Source organism: Cupriavidus lacunae, from assembly GCF_003353055.1.
In the GTDB taxonomy this organism is placed as follows: Bacteria; Pseudomonadota; Gammaproteobacteria; order Burkholderiales; family Burkholderiaceae; genus Cupriavidus; species Cupriavidus lacunae.
Genome location: NZ_QKWJ01000019.1, coordinates 50229 through 68464 on the forward strand (window position 1 = coordinate 50229; position 18236 = coordinate 68464).

The 18236-nt window shown below is 62.5% G+C and carries 17 protein-coding genes; 11 read left to right on the forward strand and 6 right to left on the reverse strand.

Annotation, left to right across the window (positions count from 1 at the left end; all coding sequences use genetic code 11):
- The first annotated feature begins 31 nt into the window (after positions 1-31).
- The 3 genes from DN412_RS16915 to DN412_RS16925 all read left to right on the forward strand — a co-directional run bounded on the left by DN412_RS16915 (position 32) and on the right by DN412_RS16925 (position 3539).
- Positions 32-937, forward strand: coding sequence for an ATP-binding protein (locus DN412_RS16915; protein WP_115212685.1), 906 nt, complete (start codon positions 32-34; stop codon positions 935-937).
- Entirely contained in the window at positions 934-1392 is a 459-nt protein-coding gene (locus DN412_RS16920) for an NUDIX domain-containing protein (RefSeq protein WP_115212686.1), read from the forward strand. Before DN412_RS16915 ends, DN412_RS16920 begins: the two co-directional genes overlap by 4 nt.
- 107 nt (positions 1393-1499) lie before the next feature.
- A complete protein-coding gene (locus tag DN412_RS16925) occupies positions 1500-3539 on the forward strand; it encodes an OPT family oligopeptide transporter (RefSeq protein ID WP_115212687.1) in 2040 nt (679 codons plus the stop codon).
- A gap of 30 nt (positions 3540-3569) precedes the next feature.
- On the opposite strand, the gene DN412_RS16930 is transcribed toward DN412_RS16925, so the two are convergent.
- The 6 genes from DN412_RS16930 to pilB all read right to left on the reverse strand — a co-directional run bounded on the left by DN412_RS16930 (position 3570) and on the right by pilB (position 9429).
- Entirely contained in the window at positions 3570-3758 is a 189-nt protein-coding gene (locus DN412_RS16930; protein ID WP_078197966.1) for a DNA gyrase inhibitor YacG, read from the reverse strand.
- A 17-nt stretch (positions 3759-3775) separates the two neighbouring features.
- Positions 3776-4534, reverse strand: coding sequence for a cell division protein ZapD (zapD, locus tag DN412_RS16935; RefSeq protein ID WP_078197965.1), 759 nt, complete (start codon positions 4532-4534; stop codon positions 3776-3778).
- Between the two features lie 209 nt (positions 4535-4743).
- Entirely contained in the window at positions 4744-5370 is a 627-nt protein-coding gene (coaE, locus tag DN412_RS16940; protein ID WP_115212688.1) for a dephospho-CoA kinase, read from the reverse strand.
- Positions 5371-5443: 73 nt separating this feature from the next.
- Positions 5444-6358, reverse strand: a complete 915-nt coding sequence (locus DN412_RS16945) for a prepilin peptidase (RefSeq protein WP_115212689.1) — start codon at positions 6356-6358, stop codon at positions 5444-5446.
- A gap of 3 nt (positions 6359-6361) precedes the next feature.
- A complete protein-coding gene (locus tag DN412_RS16950) occupies positions 6362-7633 on the reverse strand; it encodes a type II secretion system F family protein (RefSeq protein WP_115212690.1) in 1272 nt (423 codons plus the stop codon).
- A gap of 65 nt (positions 7634-7698) precedes the next feature.
- Positions 7699-9429: a type IV-A pilus assembly ATPase PilB gene (gene pilB / locus DN412_RS16955; RefSeq protein WP_115212691.1), complete on the reverse strand. Its 1731-nt coding sequence runs from the start codon at positions 9427-9429 to the stop codon at positions 7699-7701.
- Positions 9430-9836: 407 nt separating this feature from the next.
- Between pilB and DN412_RS16960 the strand changes: the two genes are divergently transcribed.
- From DN412_RS16960 to DN412_RS16995, 8 genes are all read left to right on the forward strand, one after another.
- Entirely contained in the window at positions 9837-10148 is a 312-nt protein-coding gene (locus tag DN412_RS16960; RefSeq protein ID WP_244222677.1) for a helix-turn-helix domain-containing protein, read from the forward strand.
- Between the two features lie 576 nt (positions 10149-10724).
- The gene (locus DN412_RS16965) at positions 10725-12602 is read left to right on the forward strand and encodes a DEAD/DEAH box helicase (protein WP_115212693.1); all 1878 of its coding nucleotides are present in this window, start codon (positions 10725-10727) and stop codon (positions 12600-12602) included.
- 17 nt (positions 12603-12619) lie between these two features.
- The gene (locus DN412_RS16970) at positions 12620-13063 is read left to right on the forward strand and encodes an EcoRII N-terminal effector-binding domain-containing protein (protein WP_115212694.1); all 444 of its coding nucleotides are present in this window, start codon (positions 12620-12622) and stop codon (positions 13061-13063) included.
- Between the two features lie 17 nt (positions 13064-13080).
- The gene (locus DN412_RS16975; protein WP_115212695.1) at positions 13081-14676 is read left to right on the forward strand and encodes an ATP-binding protein; all 1596 of its coding nucleotides are present in this window, start codon (positions 13081-13083) and stop codon (positions 14674-14676) included.
- Complete coding sequence (locus tag DN412_RS16980; protein ID WP_115212696.1) at positions 14676-15539, forward strand: HNH endonuclease; 864 nt, start codon at positions 14676-14678, stop codon at positions 15537-15539. The genes DN412_RS16975 and DN412_RS16980 overlap by 1 nt, the downstream gene beginning before the upstream one ends.
- Positions 15540-15675: 136 nt before the next feature.
- Entirely contained in the window at positions 15676-16767 is a 1092-nt protein-coding gene (dcm, locus tag DN412_RS16985) for a DNA (cytosine-5-)-methyltransferase (RefSeq protein WP_115212697.1), read from the forward strand.
- A 9-nt stretch (positions 16768-16776) separates the two neighbouring features.
- On the forward strand, positions 16777-17223 hold the full coding sequence (locus tag DN412_RS16990; RefSeq protein WP_115212698.1) for a very short patch repair endonuclease: 447 nt from the start codon (positions 16777-16779) through the stop codon (positions 17221-17223).
- Positions 17224-17402: 179 nt separating this feature from the next.
- Positions 17403-17744: a helix-turn-helix transcriptional regulator gene (locus DN412_RS16995; RefSeq protein WP_115212699.1), complete on the forward strand. Its 342-nt coding sequence runs from the start codon at positions 17403-17405 to the stop codon at positions 17742-17744.
- Positions 17745-18236 lie beyond the last annotated feature (492 nt).

Here is an 18236-nt window from a genome sequence, read left to right on the forward strand (position 1 = left end):
GCCGATACCGCGCCGCTAGCGCGCCCCTGCCATGTCTGACCTCGCCGCCCGCCTCGACAACTTCCTCGCCCGACTCGAACAATGGCTGCCGCCGCAACTGAGCGACGCCGACTGGCAGGAGGCCGTGGCGTTCCGCTGGCGCAAGCGGCAGAGCCTGTTCGGCAATATCGGCTACCTGCAGCCGGTGCGCCAGCTGCCGCCGATCCACCTGGACGACCTGAAGAACATCGAGCGCCAGAAGGACGCCATCGTCGGCAATACGCGCCAGTTCGTGAATCAGCTGCCGGCCAATAATGTGCTGCTGACCGGCGCGCGCGGCACCGGCAAGTCGTCGCTGATCAAGGCCTGCCTCAATGCCTTCGTCAAGGACGGGCTGCGCCTGGTTGAGGTCGACAAGGATGACCTGGGCGACCTCGGCGATATCGTCGAGCTGGTCGCGCAGCGCCCCGAGCGTTTCGTGATCTTCTGCGACGACCTGTCGTTCGAGGAAGGCGAGTCGGGCTACAAGTCGCTCAAATCGGCGCTGGACGGCTCGGTGGCGGCGCAGTCGGACAACGTGCTGATCTACGCCACCTCCAACCGCCGGCACCTGCTGCCGGAGTACATGAAGGACAACGAGACCTACCGCCACACCGACGACGGCGAGATCCATCCCGGCGAAGTGGTGGAAGAGAAGATCTCGCTGTCCGAGCGCTTCGGGCTGTGGCTGTCGTTCTACCCGCCCAAGCAGGACGAGTACCTGGCCATCGTCGGCCACTGGCTCAGGCACTTCGGCTGCACCGAAGAGGACATCGCCGCGGCGCGCGGCGACGCGCTGGTGTGGGCGCTGGAGCGCGGCTCGCGCTCGGGCCGCGTGGCGTGGCAGTTCGCGCGCGACTGGGGCGGCAAGCACGGCAAGCCCTATATCGCCGATGTTGCCGGAGACACCAGGGCATGAGCGCGGGCACGCAGAACTCCGCGCAGAACCCTGCGCAGACCGGCGGCAACCCGCCGCGCAAGGTGACCGAGGTGGCGGTCGGCGTGCTGGTGCAGCCCGACGGCCGCTTTCTGCTGGCGCAGCGCCCGGCCGGCAAGCCCTACGAGGGCTACTGGGAATTCCCCGGCGGGAAGCTCGAGCCGGGCGAATCGGTGGAGGCAGCACTCGCCCGCGAGCTCCATGAAGAACTGGGTCTTGATGTCACGCAATGCGAGCGCTGGCACATCCTGGAACATGATTACCCGCACGCCTATGTGCGGCTGCATTTCTGCAAGGTCACCGACTGGCGGGGCGACCCCGTCGGCCGCGAAGGCCAGGCGTTCTCGTGGCAGCGCACGCCGGTGACGGTGGGGCCGCTGCTGCCCGCCACCATTCCCGTGGTGGAGTGGCTGGCCGAGGAATCCGGCAAAGGCTGATCCTGCCATTCCAGCGTGCAAGCGCCGCCGTCAGGCAAGCGGCCGCGGCGCCCGCTTTTGCGCCGCCAGGGCCTGACCAGGCCCTGACCCACAGGAAAGGAACCTGCATGCTACGTGTCGATCGTATCGCCGACGACGTTTCCCTGCCTGAACTGACCCTGCGCGGCATCATCCTCGGTGCGCTGATCACGGTCGTGTTCACCGCCTCCAACATCTACCTGGGCCTGAAGGTCGGCCTCACGTTCTCGTCGGCGATCCCGGCGGCCGTGATCTCGATGGCCGTGCTGCGGCTCTTCCCCGGCGCCAACATCCTGGAAAACAACATGGTGCAGACGCAGGCCTCGGCCGCGGGCACCTTGTCGTCGATCATCTTTATCCTGCCGGGCCTGGTGATGCTGGGCCACTGGCAGGGCTTCCCGTTCTGGCAGACGCTGGCGATCTGCGCGGCCGGCGGCATGCTGGGCGTGGTGTTCAGCATCCCGCTGCGTCATGCGATGGTGGTGCAGAGCGAGCTGCCTTACCCCGAGGGCGTGGCCGCCGCGGAGATCCTGCGCGTGGGCAGCGCCGTGCCCGACGAGGCCGCGCCGGGCCAGAAGCCGCAGGCGACCGGCCTGGCCGACCTGATGGCCGGCGGCCTGGTGGCGGGGCTGTTCAGCTTTGCCGCCGGCGGGCTGCGCGTGCTGGCCGAGGGTGCCAACTTCTGGCTGTCTGCCGGCGCCTCGGTGGTGCGGCTGTCGATGGGCTTCTCGCTGGCGCTGGTGGGCGCGGGCTACCTGGTCGGCATCGTCGGCGGGCTGGCCATGCTGCTCGGGCTGGTGCTGACCTGGGGCGTCGCGGTGCCGTGGCTGACGGCCATCACGCCGCGCCCGGACGGCGCCACGCTGTCGGCCTTCGGCACCATGGTGTGGAGCCAGCAGGCGCGCTTTATCGGCGCCGGCACCATCGGCATCGCGGCGATCTGGACGCTGCTGTCGCTGGCCGGGCCGATGCTGTACGGCATCCGCGCCTCGTTCGGCGCGCTGCAGGGTGGGCCGGCAGGGCAGGGCAAGATGCCGCGCACGCAGCAGGACATGCCGGCCAAATGGATCGGGCTGGTGATGCTGGCGCTGCTGGCGGTGCTGGTGACGGTGTTCGCGTGGTTCCTCGCGCCGGCGCCGCTCGATGGCGGTGCGCGCTGGCGCCTGGTGATCTATGCGGTGGTGTTCGCGTTTATCTTCGGCTTCCTGGTGGCGGCCGCGTGCGGCTACATGGCCGGGCTGGTGGGTTCGTCGGCCAGCCCGATCTCGGGCATCGGCATCATCGCGGTGATCCTGGTGTCGCTGCTGATCCTGGTGGCGGGCAAGGCCGACGGGCTGCTGGCCACGCCCGAGGGCAGCAAGTTCGCGATTGCGCTGGCGATCTTCACCACCTCGGCGGTGGTGGCGGTGGCGTCGATCGCCAACGACAACCTGCAGGACCTGAAGACCGGCTGGCTGGTCGGCGCCACGCCGTGGCGCCAGCAGGTGGCGCTGCTGATCGGCTGCGTGGTCGGCGCGGCGGTGATCCCGCCGGTGCTGGAGTTGCTCTACAGCGCATATGGCTTCGCGGGCGCGCTGCCGCGCGCGGGCATGGACCCGAACCAGGCGCTGGCCGCACCGCAGGCGACGCTGATGACGGCGATCGCCACCGGCATCTTCACCCACCAGCTCAACTGGACCATGATCCTGATCGGCATCGGGCTGGGCGCGGTGCTGATCGCCATCGACGAGGTGCTGCGCCGCCGCCGCGGCGCAGCGCGCCTGCCGGTGCTGGCGGTGGGCATCGGCATCTACCTGCCGCCGACGATCAGCTCGGCGCTGGTGGTGGGGGCGGTGCTGTCGTGGCTCCTGCTGCGCAGCGAACGCCGCCGCGCCACCGCGCGCGGCGACGACGTCAGGCTGGCGCTGGAACATGCCGAGCGGCGCGGCACGCTGCTGGCCTCGGGCCTGATCGTGGGGGAAAGCCTGGTCGGCGTGATGCTGGCCGCGGTAATCGGCCTGTCCGGCAGGGATGCGCCGCTGGCGCTGGTCGGGAGCGGGTTTGAAGCGGCCGCGCAGTGGCTGGGCCTGGCTGTGTTCGTGCTGGTGTGCGTGGGGTTCTACCGCCGCGTGCTGGCGGCGGCGCACTGAACGACTGGCGACGATGAAGGCGAGGGCGCTTCAGTCGTCCTCGTCTTCAGGCTGGTCGGCGGAGGTCTCGCCCGGCTTGCCGCCGATCACGTATTTCTCGGACGCCCAGGCGCCAAGATCGATCTGCTTGCAGCGTTCGGAACAGAAGGGGCGGAATTTGTTGTCGGCCACCCAGGCCACATCGGTGCCGCAGGTGGGGCATTTGACGACAGCAGGCATAGCGTTCAGCGCAGGCTTCAGAAGTTGCAGAGTTTCAGCAGGAAGGGGATATCCGCATCGACCGAGCGCGGACGCAGGTCGCCGTCCTGCTGCGTGAAACGCACCCACAGCATGTACTTGTTGGCGCTCATCTCGGGGATGAAGGCCAGCAGCGAATCGTCCAGCCAGACCTGCATCAGCTGGTAGCTGCGCCCGGACAGCATCTGCTGGTAGCTGCCGCCGGTGGCGATCACCTTGCCGCTCTGGCCGGCTTCGCGCAGCAGGCGCAGCACGATGGTGGTGCCCATGCGCAGCGACAGCAGCGGACGAACCCACTTCAGGATATCGGCGCGGCGGTCTTCGGCGGGGCGGTGCTGCCAGGCATAATAGGCCGGCAGGTCGAACTCGCAGGTGCCGCCGGGGATGATCGCGCGGCTGCGGATGCTGGTCAGCCACTCATTGTCGGTCAGCAGCTGGCCGGCCTTGCCCACGGTCTGGTTGAGCAGGCCGATGCCCTGCTCGATCTCGCCGATGATGGCGTCGAGCGCCTCCTGGTCGATCTGCGGGTTGGCGCGCAGCGGCGCCAGGGCCTGGCGCTGGCGTTCCAGTTCCTTGATCAGGTCGGTCTTGAGATCGGCGCGGCCGGCCACGTCGATGATCTCGAACAGCGTGGTCAGCGCGACATGGTGCTGATGGGCATGATCCTGGCCGAGAAAGTATTCCAGCCGATCGAACAGGTCCTCCAGGCGCAGGAGTGTCCTGATGCGTTCGTTGAAAGGGTATTCGTACAGAATCAAGTGCTATGTCCGTGCAGGGCGTCGGGCGCTTTCAGGAGCGGCCCGGTGCAGAATGAGGCCCGGGAAATGCCGGAAGGGGCGATATATGGCAGGCGGATACCGGCAGTATGCGGTGATTTCCCCGCTTATTCCAGCGCATTCTATGCGAGACAAGGGCCGAGGACAATGTCGCGTGCGTGATGCCATGCGCTGGCGTGCCGGGTCGCGCGTTATGGATTGACCCTGGCCGCGGCCGACAGTTCACGATAGTGGCGATCGAGCCGGTCGACCTGGGCCACCAGCGCCTCCACGGGCCCGTCGTTGTCGATGACGTCGTCGGCACATGCCAGGCGCGCGCCGCGTGTCGCCTGTCTGGCCATGATGGCCTGCACCTGCTCGCGGCTGAAGCCGTTGCGCGCCATCACGCGCGCCACCTGGGTGGCCTCGGTGCAGTCCACCACCAGCACGCGGCCCACGCGCTCGCGCCATGAGCCCGATTCCACCAGCAGCGGCACCACGTAGATCAGGTAGGGATGCTCGCCGGCATTGCGGATCGACTGGGCGCGCTCGGTGGTCAGCGCACGGATCAGCGGGTGCGTGATGGATTCAAGCCGCGCCTTGGCGGCGGGGTCGGCAAACACCAGTGCGCGCATCGCGTCGCGGTCCATGGCGCCGTCCGGGCGCAGGCAGGCGGGGCCGAAGGCCTCGACCAGCGCCGGGATGGCGCGCCCGCCCGGGGCGGTGATCTCATGCGCGAGCAGGTCGGTGTCGATGATCGCCGCGCCACGCGCGGCGAACATGTCGGCCACGCGGGTCTTGCCGCTGCCGATGCCGCCGGTCAGTCCGATTTCCAGCATGTGAGGTTCTGTTTGACGGTGTTGCCGCAACGATACCAGCTTCAGTGGCCAACGTCGGACAACGCCATGGCCGTCATGGCCAGGCAAACAGCGGCAGCACGCCGGGGCCGAACAGCAGCACCACCACGCCGGCCAGCGCGATGAAGGGCCCGAACGGGAACGGCGTATCGCGCTCCTGGCGGCGCAGCGCGATATTGGCCAGCCCGAACAGCACGCCGGCCACCGACGACAGCAGCACCAGCGCCGGCAGCGCCTGCCAGCCGAACCAGGCGCCCAGTGCCGCCATCAGCTTGAAGTCGCCGAAGCCCATGCCTTCCTTGCCGCGCACCAGCCGGAACAGCCAGTAGGCCGTCCACAGCGCCAGGTAGCCGGCAGCGGCGCCGATCACCGCGTCGGGCAGCGCCACGAACAGGCTGCCCAGGTTCAGCAGCAGGCCCAGCCACAGCAGCGGCAGCGTGATCTGGTCCGGCAGCAATTGCGTGTCGGCATCGATCATGGTCAGCGCCAGCAGCGCCCACACCAGCACCAGCGCGGCCAGCCCCTGCCCGCCGGGGCCGAAGCGCCACGCCACCAACGCGCTCAGCACGCCGCAGGCCAGCTCCACCAGCGGATAGCGCACGCTGATCGGCGCCTTGCACGCCGAGCAGCGTCCGCGCAGGAACAGGTAGCTCAGCACCGGCACGTTTTCCCAGGGCGCGATCGCGTGGCCGCAATGCGGGCAGGCCGAGCGCGGCACCATCAGGTTGTAGCGGCCGGGGTAGGGCAGCGGGTCGCCGCGCAGCTCGGCGATATAGTTGGCCTCGTCGCGCTCCATCATGCGCGGCATCCGGTGGATGACCACATTGAGGAAGCTGCCGACCACCAGCCCGAGCAACGCCGCGACCGCCACCAGGAAGGCGGGTGGCAGCGCCACCAGCGCCTGCAGCAGCGGCGCGCTACCAGTGGGGGTCGACGAAAGGTAGGGAGAAGCAGACCACGCAGACAACATCGCTTACACCACCTGTCCCAGCTTGAAGATCGGCAGGTACATCGCCACCACCATGCCGCCGATCAGCACACCCAGCACCACGATGATCAGCGGCTCGATCAGGCTGGAGATGGCGGCGACGGCGTCGTCGACCTCGCGCTCGTAGAACTCGGCCACCTTCAGCAGCATATTGTCCAGCGCGCCGGACTCCTCGCCGATCTGCGTCATCTGCAGCACCATGTTGTCGAACACATGGGTGGCCTGCATCGCGTTGGTCAGGCTGGTGCCGATGCGCACCGATTGCTCGATCTCGCGCGTGGCGTCGTAGTAGACCCAGTTGCCGGCCGCGCCGGCCACGGACTCCATCGACTCCACCAGCGGCGTGCCGGCGGCGAACATGGTGGCCAGCGTGCGGGTCCAGCGCGCGATCACGGCCTTGCGGAACAGGTTGCCGAAGATCGGCAGCTTGAGCAGCGCGCGGTCGGTGGTGCGCTGCACTTTTTCCGATTTCTTCAGCGCGCGCAGGTAGAAGGTGATGGCCGCCACCGGCACCCCGATCACCAGGTACCAGTACTGGACAAAGAAGTCCGAGATCGCGATCACCAGCAGCGTCGGCGCCGGCAGGTTGGCGCCGAAGCTGGAGAACACGCCCTTGAACGCCGGGATCACGAACAGCATCAGGATCACCGTGACGGCAAAGGCCACGGTCAGCACCGCGATCGGGTAGATCATCGCCGACTTGATCTGGCTCTTGAGCGCGATGGTCTTTTCCATGTAGAGCGACAGGCGCTCCAGCAGCGAGTCCAGGATACCGCCCTGTTCGCCGGCATCGATCAGGTTGCAGTAGAGCGTGTCGAAATACTTCGGATGGCGCCGGAATGCCGCGGCCATGCTGCTGCCGGCCTCGATATCGAAGCGGATGTCGGACAGCAGCTGGGTGAAGTTGGGGTTCACGTGCCCGCGCGCGATGATGTCGATCGACTGCAGCAGCGGAATGCCGGCCTTGAGCATGGTGGACAGTTGCCGGGTGAAGTAGGCAATGTCCTTCTCGGTGATCTTGCGCCCGCGCGCGGCCTTGCGCTTCTTCAGCTTGACGATGGTCAGGCCCTGCTTGCGCAGCGTGGCGGTGACCTCGGCCTGGTTTTCGGCGCGCAGCTCGCCGGTGAAGGTCTTGCCCTTGCGGTCCTTGCCTTCCCACTCGAAGTTGTACTGGGTGGGTGCCTTGCGCCCCTTCCCTGATTTCGCCCGTGACTGTGCCGCCGTCCGGGCGCCCGCCGCTGGTGCGCGCGTCGCCATGATATTGACCCCCGATGACAATGACGCTTGTTCTGCGTCTTGTATTTACGTTGTGTCCTGTTTCCCTAAGTATTTGTAGTCGCCAGCACTTCTTCGAGTGACGTGACGCCCTGCCTCACCTTCAGCAGCCCCGCTTCGCGCAACGATAGCACGCCGTCCTTGCGCGCCTGCTCGGCAATTTGCAAGGCGGTGCCGTGCGTCAGGATGATCTCCTGCATGGCCTCGGTGATCGGCATGACCTGGTAGATGCCGCAACGGCCCTTGTAGCCGGTGCCATTGCAGCGCTCGCAGCCGACCGGGTGGTAGGGCTGCCAGCTGCCATCCAGGTCTTGTTCGCGGAAGCCCGCCTCCAGCAGCGCCTCGCGCGGGATCTCGCCTTCGCCCTCGCGCTTGCAGGTGCACAGCCGCCGCGCCAGCCGCTGCGCGGTGATCATCAGCACGCTCGACGCAATATTGAAGGCCGCCACGCCCATGTTCATCAGGCGGGTCAGCGTGGTCGGCGCATCGTTGGTGTGCAGCGTCGACAACACCAGATGGCCGGTCTGCGCGGCCTTGATCGAGATATCGGCGGTTTCCAGGTCGCGGATTTCGCCGACCATGATGATGTCCGGATCCTGGCGCAGGAACGAGCGCAGCGCCGCGGCAAAGGTCAGGCCCGCCTTGTCGTTGACGTTGACCTGGTTGATGCCCGGCAGCTGGATTTCGGCCGGGTCCTCCGCCGTGGAGATATTGATGTCGCCCTGGTTCAGCAGGTTCAGGAAGGTGTACAGCGACACCGTCTTGCCGCTGCCGGTGGGGCCGGTCACCAGCACCATGCCGTAGGGGCGCTTGATCACATCCAGCAGCAGCGCCTTCTGCTCGGGCTCATAGCCGAGCTGGTCGATATCGAGCTTGTCGGACGACGATTCGAGAATCCGCATCACGATCTTTTCGCCAAACAGCGTCGGCAGCGTCGACACGCGGAAGTCCACCGCCCGCTCGACCGTCTCCTTGGCGTCCTTGTCCTTGGGCAGGGCGAGCAGCAACTTCATGCGGCCGTCCTGCGGCACGCGCTTTTCAGAAATATCCAGCCGCGACAGCACCTTGATGCGGGTGGCGATCTTGTCGCGGATATCCAGCGGCGGGCGCGCGACCTCCTGCAGCACGCCGTCGACACGGAAGCGCACGCGGTAGAAGGTCTCGAACGGCTCGAAGTGCAGGTCCGAGGCGCCGCGGTGGAAGGCCTCGGTCAGCAGCTTCTGCAGGAAACGCACCACCGGGGCGTCGTCGATGTTGTCGGCGGTGGTGCGGTTGCGCTGGTTGCCCGCCGCGGCCACCGGATCGTATTCGATCATCTTGCGCTCGGCCTGCACCGGCGAGATGTTCTTCATCGTGCCCAAGGCCTCGCCGGCGGAGCGCACATGCTTCATCAGCTTGTCGTGCTCGACCACCACCGCTTCAACTGGCAGCTTGTACTTTTCCTTGATGGCATCCAGCCCGGCCTGGTTGGACGGGTCGGACATCGCCAGCAACAGCCGGTTCTCGCGCCGGCCCAGCGGCAGCAGCCGGTGCGCGTGGAACTCACGGTTGCCGGCCAGCGCCGGCGGCACCTTGGTCAGGTTGTACTGGGCCAGGTCCAGCAGCGGCAGCTGATACTTGTCCGCGGCGAACAGCGCCAGGTCGTGCGCGCTCATGGTGCCGCTGCCGACGATCTCGTCGATCAGCTGCGATTGCTTTTCACGCGCGGCCTGCTCCAGCTGAGCAAGCAGGGCGGGCGCGATACGCCGGCTCTGGGCCAGGGCAAGACCGAGTGTCATGGCAGGTGCGCTGTGCGGTGCGGTTAGGCGATGGCGGATGCCACGCAGGCGGGGGCGGACGGACTCACGTCCCCGGATCGGGGCAGTTTGCCGCTGGGGTCACTTTTTGTAAAGGCGATGTCGGCGTGTTGTTGGCGTTTGCGCGACACGGGCGCAACCCCACTTGCGCAGGGGAGAAGGGGCCTTTCGGGCAACTTCCCTGCGCGCGGGCTGTTGTCCTTTTGAGAGGAATCCCGGCCCCTTCCCATGTTTCCATTGGCCGTTTCCACAACGGAAGACGTCACGCAGTATTGATCTGATATAGAATCAAAGATGCGTGCATAACATTGCATGGAGCCAATTTACAAGAAGCCCTTCGCGCATGGGCTCAAGCAGTACCTGAAGGCAGAGAGAAAGGAATGAACATCATGACCGCAGAAGACCTCATGAAGGTCGTCAGCAAGATGCCCGCGCAGGAGCGCGTCAAGTTCTTCACGCTGGTGGGCGAGCAGGCTTTCAAGGACGAGAGCTTTTCGCACGAGGAAGTCTTTGGCCACGTCGCTGAAGCAGACTTCACCGCCGCGGAGGCGGCCGAATACCTCGAGGTTTCGATTGCCACCTTCCGGCGGCTGGTGCGTGACGGCAAGCTGGTTCCGCATGCGGAAGTGGGCCGCAGCCAGCTGTTCTCCGCGCCCGACCTGAAGGCATTCAAGCGTCAGCGCAACGCGATCAAGGGATGAGTTGACGCTGAGCGGGGGGAGGAAGGGCAGAAAGACAAAAGGCCGAATCAACTGACGTTGATTCGGCCTTTTAAATCTGGTCGGGGTGAGAGGATTCGAACCTCCGGCCTCTACGTCCCGAACGCGGCTTATAGGTCCCTTACAGGTTTGTGCAGTATAGCACGTCCTTTAAGAATCAATAACTTGCGTTCGCCTGCGCCCCTTTGCGTGCCTATGCGCGCAAGCGAATCTGCGCCAGTTTGGCGCAGATTTGGCGCAGATTCCTCGTAAACAAGCTTCTTCGGGAGCGTCCAAATGGCTATGCATGCACCCGCCTAGTAGGTTGGGGTCAAATGCCTGCGCATGCCTGCGTTAATGAACTGGGCACAGTGATTCTGGCGCCGCTGGACTGTTGTCCCGTTCGACGTGGCTATCCAGTAAGTGGAGTGGACTATACTTGCCGCTGGAGCGATTGTGGGGGACTCTCCAGTCAGATGCGCCAACTGAGCCACTCAGTTGTGGCAGGATGCCAACGGTGGTCATTTCTAGCGTTCCTGCTGTTTAAGAGAACACGCTATAGAACCCAAAATAGCCGTCATGACTACTGCAACCTGGGTGGCCGAAGGCTGCCGAATTCTTCTCAAGAAGACATCAGGAGAGCGTGTGCTGCTCCCGGCCATGGACATCTTCAAGGCGGTCTTCGGCCATCTGCGTGTCTGTGCCGACGAGGTCGTCCGCAGCCCTGTGGATGACATCCCGTCGTTGACCTTCTCTCGACAGCCTGCACAGCCGGCTATTCGTCTTTCGGGGAATGATGGCCGCAACCTCCAGCTCTCTTTTGGTCTGTCCACGGACACGGGTTTTGTTCAGTTAGACGGGGCGGCCGACCAGCTCATTCACGACGGTCGGTGGTATCCCGTCAGAGCAGACCTCCTGCGGACAGCCCTTGACTGGCTGGCAGATGCACGAGTCAAGACACAGGGGGGCATCACTGTCGGTGACCTTGTCGCCCTGCGAGCCCAAACGGAAAAACCCTTTGCTGTATTCGATGAAGTAGCGTTCGATGCTTCAACTTCAGTCGTTGAACAGCCTCAGGCATTCATTCCGGGGTTTTCGGGAACACTCTACCCTTACCAGTCTTCCGGTGTAGCCTTTCTGTCCCTAGTGGCAGAGCAGGGTGTTGGGTGCATCCTTGGCGACGAGATGGGGCTGGGCAAGACGGCTCAGGTCATCGCAGTGCTCCAGATTGAGAAGAACGCTGGCCGTGGCCCAGCTCTTGTGGTTGCTCCTGCCACACTGCTTGAAAACTGGCGAAGGGAGCTCGCCTTCTTTGCACCTACGCTCACTGTCCTGCTACACGCGGGGGCAGACCGGGCGGGTGTAGCCGCCCGGCTACGAGGCGCTGACATCGTTATCGTATCCTATGACACGGCAATTCGTGACGAGGAAATCCTCAATCAGATTGAGTGGAACGTCATCGCACTTGACGAGGCGCAAGCCATCAAGAACCCTGAGGCCCAGCGGACAACTACCGTGAAGCGGCTGCCTCGCAGGGTCTCAATTGCCGTAACCGGCACGCCACTGGAGAACCGCATAGATGACCTTTGGTCCCTGGCAGACTTCGCCATGTCCGGGCTATTAGGGGAACGGGACACATTCCTCGCCCAGTTTGGCAACGAGCTGGAGGACGCCGCGCGGTTGGCGCCTATCATTGCCCCGATGCTGTTGCGGCGCAGGGTACTGGACGTAGCGCAGGACCTGCCCGAGCGGATTGACGTCTCGCAGGCCTTGCAGATGTCCTCGCCCCTTGCTCTGGCGTACGAGGCTCTACGCAAGCAGACGCTGGAGGAGTTTGGCCCAGCCGGTGGCCTAGTTGCTACCACGCGTCTTCGCATGCTTTGCGCTCACCCCTTACTGGTGGGTAACTGGCATGCGGACCCATCCATGGAGGTACCTAAATATGAGAGGACGGTGGAACTTCTCGAGGAAATCTTCAGTGGGGGTGAGAAGGCGCTCATTTTCTCGACATACCAGGCCATTGCCGACCTTTTCATGTCCGATATGCCGAGACGATTCCCTAAGGGATTTTTTGATTTTATCGATGGGCGAGTCGAGGGAGCTGTGCGACAGACAGTTGTGGACCGGTTCTTTGGGCACCAGGGATATGGCGTACTCTTTCTGAATCCGAAGGCAGCTGGCTCGGGCCTAAATATCACGACAGCCAACCATGTGATTCACTACAACCCGGAGTGGAACCCGGCACTGACAGCCCAGGCGTCGGCGCGTTCCTATAGAAGAAAGCAGACAAGGCCAGTAACGATTCATCATCTGTTCTACGTTCAGACAGTAGAGGAAGTGATTAGAAGCGCGGCAGCTTTCAAGCAGGACCTCGCCGGTGAGGCCGTGACTGGTCACAACGGAGATTTGGACCCAATGGCTATTGCGCAGGCCCTGCAGGTTTCACCACTGGCCTAAAACGGGAGTTATGTGAAGTGACAACAGAAATCCGGAAGAAGTTGAGCGCCAACGACGTCGGAGCTACCGGCGGCCATCAGGCAGGCATTCTGGTTCCCAAGGAAGAACAAATTCTTTCGTTCTTTCCTACCCTCGACAAGACCGTGAAAAACCCGAGGATGAAGCTCGTTGTGTTTGAACGTGAAAGTCGGGAGCGCTGGGAATTTAACTTCATCTACTACAACAACAAGCTTTTCAAGGAAGGCGCAGGTAAAGGTACACGTAACGAATACCGTATCACTGGCATGACAAAGTTCATGCGCGCAATTGACGCCAAGGTCGATGACGTGCTTGTCTTCTCCCGGGATGAAAACGCTTCCTTTGAGGTCGACATCGTTCGCTCGAATGCGTCGTTTAGTCTGCAAATGGATGGCGACACCCTTGTTCTCGGTGGAGGCTGGACGGTTATTCCATCGCGCTAACATATTTAAAGCACCCCATGACAGAAAGAAAAATCAGCGTTCCGCCCGACGTGGCCCGTATCAGTGAGGGCCTGCGAGACACAGGGTATGACTTCAACGCCGCCGTTGCTGACATCCTTGACAATTCCATTGCAGCTGGGGCCGATAAGATTTATGTCCGCCTGGAAGTCGACTTTGCCGACAGCGTCGTCATTTCCATCGTGGATAACGGCCACGGCATGAACGAGGAAGGTCTGGTCAACGCCATGAAGTATGGCTCCAGCAAGCGGGCCAGTGCCAAGAGCCTGGGCAAGTTTGGTCTGGGCCTGAAGACAGCTTCAACAGCCTTCTGCCGGCGTCTGTCGGTCATCTCCCGTGACTCCGGCTCGTCCCCAATGCTGCGTGCGACGTGGGACCTTGATGACATGGCTGCCCGGAACTCCTGGGACCTCGAGATTGCTGCCGCTGATGCGGCTCACCGCCAATTGCTCGACGAGATTGCGCCGGGAGCAGCTGGCACGGTTGTGCTTTGGGAAAACATTGACCGCGTGACTGCCCCTGAGGGCCAGCCCATCCGGAAAGCCGTTGAAAAGCTGGAGACAGGCCTCCGGGACCATATCGCGGTTGTCTTTCAGCGTTTTCTCGATGCCAATGACGGTCGCGAGCGAAACGTTCATATCCAGCTCAACGGGGAGTCCGTTGCCGCGTGGGACCCCTTCTGCATCGTCGAGGCCAAGGAGCCTGTTGCCGAGAAGAAGATGGAGGTCCGGCTGCCAGACGGAACACAGACCTCATTCGTCGTCCGGGCCTTCGTACTGCCACGAAAAGAGGAATTTTCTTCCGATGCGAATCGCATCGCAGCACGTATCTCCAACGAGCGTCAGGGCCTCTACATCTACCGTGAGAACCGGCTCATTCATGGCCCTGACTGGATGAACATGTTCAAGCAGGAGCCCCACTACTCGCTGCTTCGTGTTGAGCTGTCGTTCGACCACTCTCTGGATAACGCATTCCAGGTGGACATCAAGAAGTCCCGTATCGAGCTGAACTCCGGCCTTTACGAGTGGCTGCGCGACAAGTTTCTCGCGGGGCCTCGAAGAGAAGCAGAAACCCGCTACCGGAAGGGTGCCGCTGGAGTTGCCAAGGGTGCGGCCGTCCTGCTCCATACTCCGGCCAGCAACGTCATCGAACAGAAGGCTTCCGCTCTCAAAACGGCGGCGGTGGCGCAGGTGGATGAAAAGACCGGCAAGGTTACGGTCAACAACAATTCGGGTGTGACCACGACCACTGTCCGCCTCGTGAATCCGGATGACGTTGGCAGTGCCCACGTGGTTACCAGTGGAACCCTTGAACATGGGGTGCTGTGGGAGCCCACCATCGGCAAGAACAGCAAGGCGGCTGTCGCCCTTAACACGGGCCATCCCTTTTACACCAAGGCATATTTGCCCAACAAGGCCAACAGCACAGTCATCCAAGCCATGGACTACCTGCTTTGGGCCCTTGCCCAAGCGGAGCTGAACAATATTAACCCGGACAACCAGGAAGCATTTGAAGAGTTTCGTATCGAAGTTTCGCGTAATCTGAAGAAGCTGGTGGCCGACTTACCTGACCCAGTCGAGAACGGGAATAGCTGATGTCGGAAGGCCTTGATATCGAAGCGATGCGTCGCAAGCTCGAAGGCAGGTTTCAGGTTGCTCTCTATTCGCAACCAGAAACTGTTGACGGGGGGGAGTTTGACGCATTGCGTCCGGCCGAGTTGGAGCAGGGTAATGGCTTCGCTATCCTCCTGTCCCGGACGCACCGGCAGTTTGAGGCCTCTTTTAAAGCTGACAATTTCGCGGGCGCGCTCCTGCGGGTCATGTCTGAGGCCACCGATGGTCAGAAAAAAGCGTTCGTTCGTGCCCGAGACGCTGCCGAAGCTTCAGGTACACACGTTTACGTGGCCATCAATGGCAACGATAGTCGGAACTGCCTTGACCTGAAGGACCGTTGGACTCGAGTGGAGATTGACGTCTCTCGTCGGTTCCCCTCGGGAAAGACGGCAGACGAGATGCTTGCAACGGCCTTACAGGTCGCTTCAACCTGCCTCACCCTTGTCCTTGCACTGACAGGCATTGGCGAGGAGGGCCAAGCCGTCCTGGACAATGCGGTGAAGGGGTTGCCTGAAGGTGCCAAGCTCCGGGTTGAGGTAAACCGCTATGAGCGAAGCCCTGTCAATAGGGCTGCCTGCATCGAATACTACGGGCTTAGGTGCCAGTGCTGCGACTTTGACTTTGCCGACTTCTACGGTGAGTTGGGAGATGGCTACATCGAGGTGCATCATCGCACGCCTGTCTCCAAGTTGGGGCCAGACTACATCGTCGACCCCGTCGAGGACCTAGTTCCACTGTGCGGCAACTGTCATTCAATGGTCCACCGGACAGACCCTCCAATGCCCGTGGAGCAGCTGAACGCGCTGGTCGAGGCCCGCAAAGCAGCCGGATTGCAGGGGCACTGAAAACTTCTCCTGGATTCCTGGCGAACGGGGGCAAGACCTGGTAAAGTCACATGGTTTGTCTGGAGGTCGCCAGGAATCCAGGAGGAAGAAAATTTCTTCGCTAGACAAGTGAACGAACAACCACTGAAAGCTACGCATGGCAGCTCCAAAATTCACCTTCATTGACCTCTTCGCAGGCATTGGTGGCATCCGAAAAGGGTTTGAACATATCGGCGGGAAGTGCGTCTTCACCAGCGAGTGGGACAAATTCGCCCGTATCACCTACGCAGCAAACCATGGCGAGAACGAAGAAGACATCGCCGGGGATATCTGGTCTGTTCCCCTGGATGTCATCCCAGACCATGACGTTCTCGTGGGCGGCTTCCCCTGCCAGCCGTTCTCGCTGGCTGGCGTGTCCAAGAAGAACGCGATGGGCCGAACTCATGGATTCGCATGTGATGCGCAAGGCACTCTTTTTTTCCGTATCGCTGAAATCCTCAAGGAGAAGCGTCCCGGGGCCTTCATGCTGGAGAATGTGAAGAACCTCATTTCCCACAACAAGGGGCACACCTTCCGTGTCATCCAACACGTGCTCGAAAAGGAGCTTGGCTATCACATCAGCTGGAAGGTCATCGACGGCAAGCGCTGGACCCCTCAGCATCGTGAACGGATTTACATTGTGGGCTTCCGTGAGGACGTTGGGTTCGAATGGCCCAATGAGTCGGCATGGCCAGAACCGGGTTCGGTCAAACTCGGCTCCATCCTGGAACCGGAAGCAACGGTCGACCCGAAATACATCCTCACCGACCGGCTCTGGGACTATCTGCAGGCCTACCGGGATAAACACACCAACGCAGGCAATGGCTTTGGTTGCTCTGTTGTGACTCGCGACGAGACGACCCGGACTCTGTCGGCCCGCTACCACAAGGATGGCTCAGAGATTCTCGTGCATCGCGGTCGGAGCCTGAATCCGCGTCGCCTTACTCCTCGTGAATGCGCGAGACTCATGGGCTTCGAGGACGATTTTGCGTTGCCTGTCTCGGACACACAGCTGTATCGCCAGTTTGGCAACTCGGTGGTCGTTCCAGCGGTCAAGGCAGTTGCCAAGGCAATGGAGCCCTATCTTAAGAAGGCCCTCAAGAACGGCAAAGCCTCAGGTGTGGCCAGGACCATGGAGAAACCCGCAGTCATCCTCAAGGGCACCCCGAACCTGCCGTCGCGGGCCGTTAAGATTCCGGTAGTGGTCTAGGCAATTGATATGGTGGACATCACGGACGTGGCCACACGTAGCCGGATGATGTCCGGTATCAGGGGCAAAAATACGAAGCCCGAGCTGGTTGTCCGAAAAGCCTTGCACCGGCTGGGCCTTCGCTACCGGCTGCATGTTCGACGTCTGGCTGGTGCTCCTGACCTTGTCTTTCCTCGCTACAGGGCAGTCGTGTTTGTCCATGGGTGCTTCTGGCACCAGCATAACTGCCCTCTGTTCAAGATGCCTTCGTCCCGGACGGAATTCTGGCAGGAGAAGCTGGACAGGAATCGGGAGAGGGACCGCGAGCACATGGCCAAGCTGCTTCAAGACGGCTGGAGAGTCGCGGTTGTGTGGGAGTGCACCCTGAGAACCGCCATCAAGTCAAATGACGAAGGCCTTTTCGAGCGACTTGCAGAGTGGATAAAGGGACGGGCATCTGCGTCGCTTGAGTTATGACTACGCTACAGGTCTATCGTGCGAAGCCCTTGTAAGCCCCTGATTTACAAGGGCTCGAAAATCGTCGGTAAGACTTATTCAGCATTGGCTTAGAGGACGCGGGGTACGGCAAGCTGAACCGGAAGGGAAGGTGGGATAAAACCGGGGGCTAGACAGGAATTCACATCTTTGAATTCGCCATGTCGATTGCCCCCTTTACCCCCATGACCAAGGAAGTTGTCGCGCAGGTGCTCGGCGTCTCCATCCGCACCATCGAAAATCTTGTGAACGCGGGCAAAATGCCGGCACCAGGCCGAATTGGCGGGCGTGTGCTGTGGCACCCGGACGTCTTTTATACTTGGCTGGACCAAGAGTTGCGAGCGCCAGGCGAAAGCGATGGCTTTCCTGCGCCGGTTTCGAGCGGGCCGCAATTGGCCGCGCCGGCAGCGCGCCGCCCGCCGGCCAAGCAGAGCGCAGTAGCGCGCATGCAGGAACGGCAGGCACACCGACTAAGCAGTGTTACCGAGGAAGCTCGGCCTTGAATTTCATGGCCACGGCGAACTTATGCGCCCGCGTGTCGCCATCAATCCTGTCCGTCTTGTCTGTTCGCGTGTGGGTCGGGCGTCAGTACCTGACCCGACTTGCTTTTCTCATCGTTCTTGGTGTGAGTTGGCGAGAAGCGTCAAGGGTAAGCGAACTTTCGCGTGCCAGTGAGGCCTAGCGCGTTTCGGGCCCCGGTTGCAATCCGCCGGGACGGAGTCGTGGCGGACGCTCGACATACATGCTTGGCGGCGGTGCCTCTTGTTACCTGTGTTACCGCAATGCATCGAAGAGATGACATACATAGTTCGGCTGAATCAGCGTCCCCGACATCGCGGGCAGCCATCTATCGGTTGTTGCACCTAGCGCGCTCCGGCAGAGTTGCTCGCTGCAGGCGCCAGGGGCGCTCAAGGGGGACTGGGCAAGGCCGAAGACTCATCGCGCGACTGCATGCTCAGCAAGGACTTTCGGTGGCGCCCACTCGTCTGAAATGC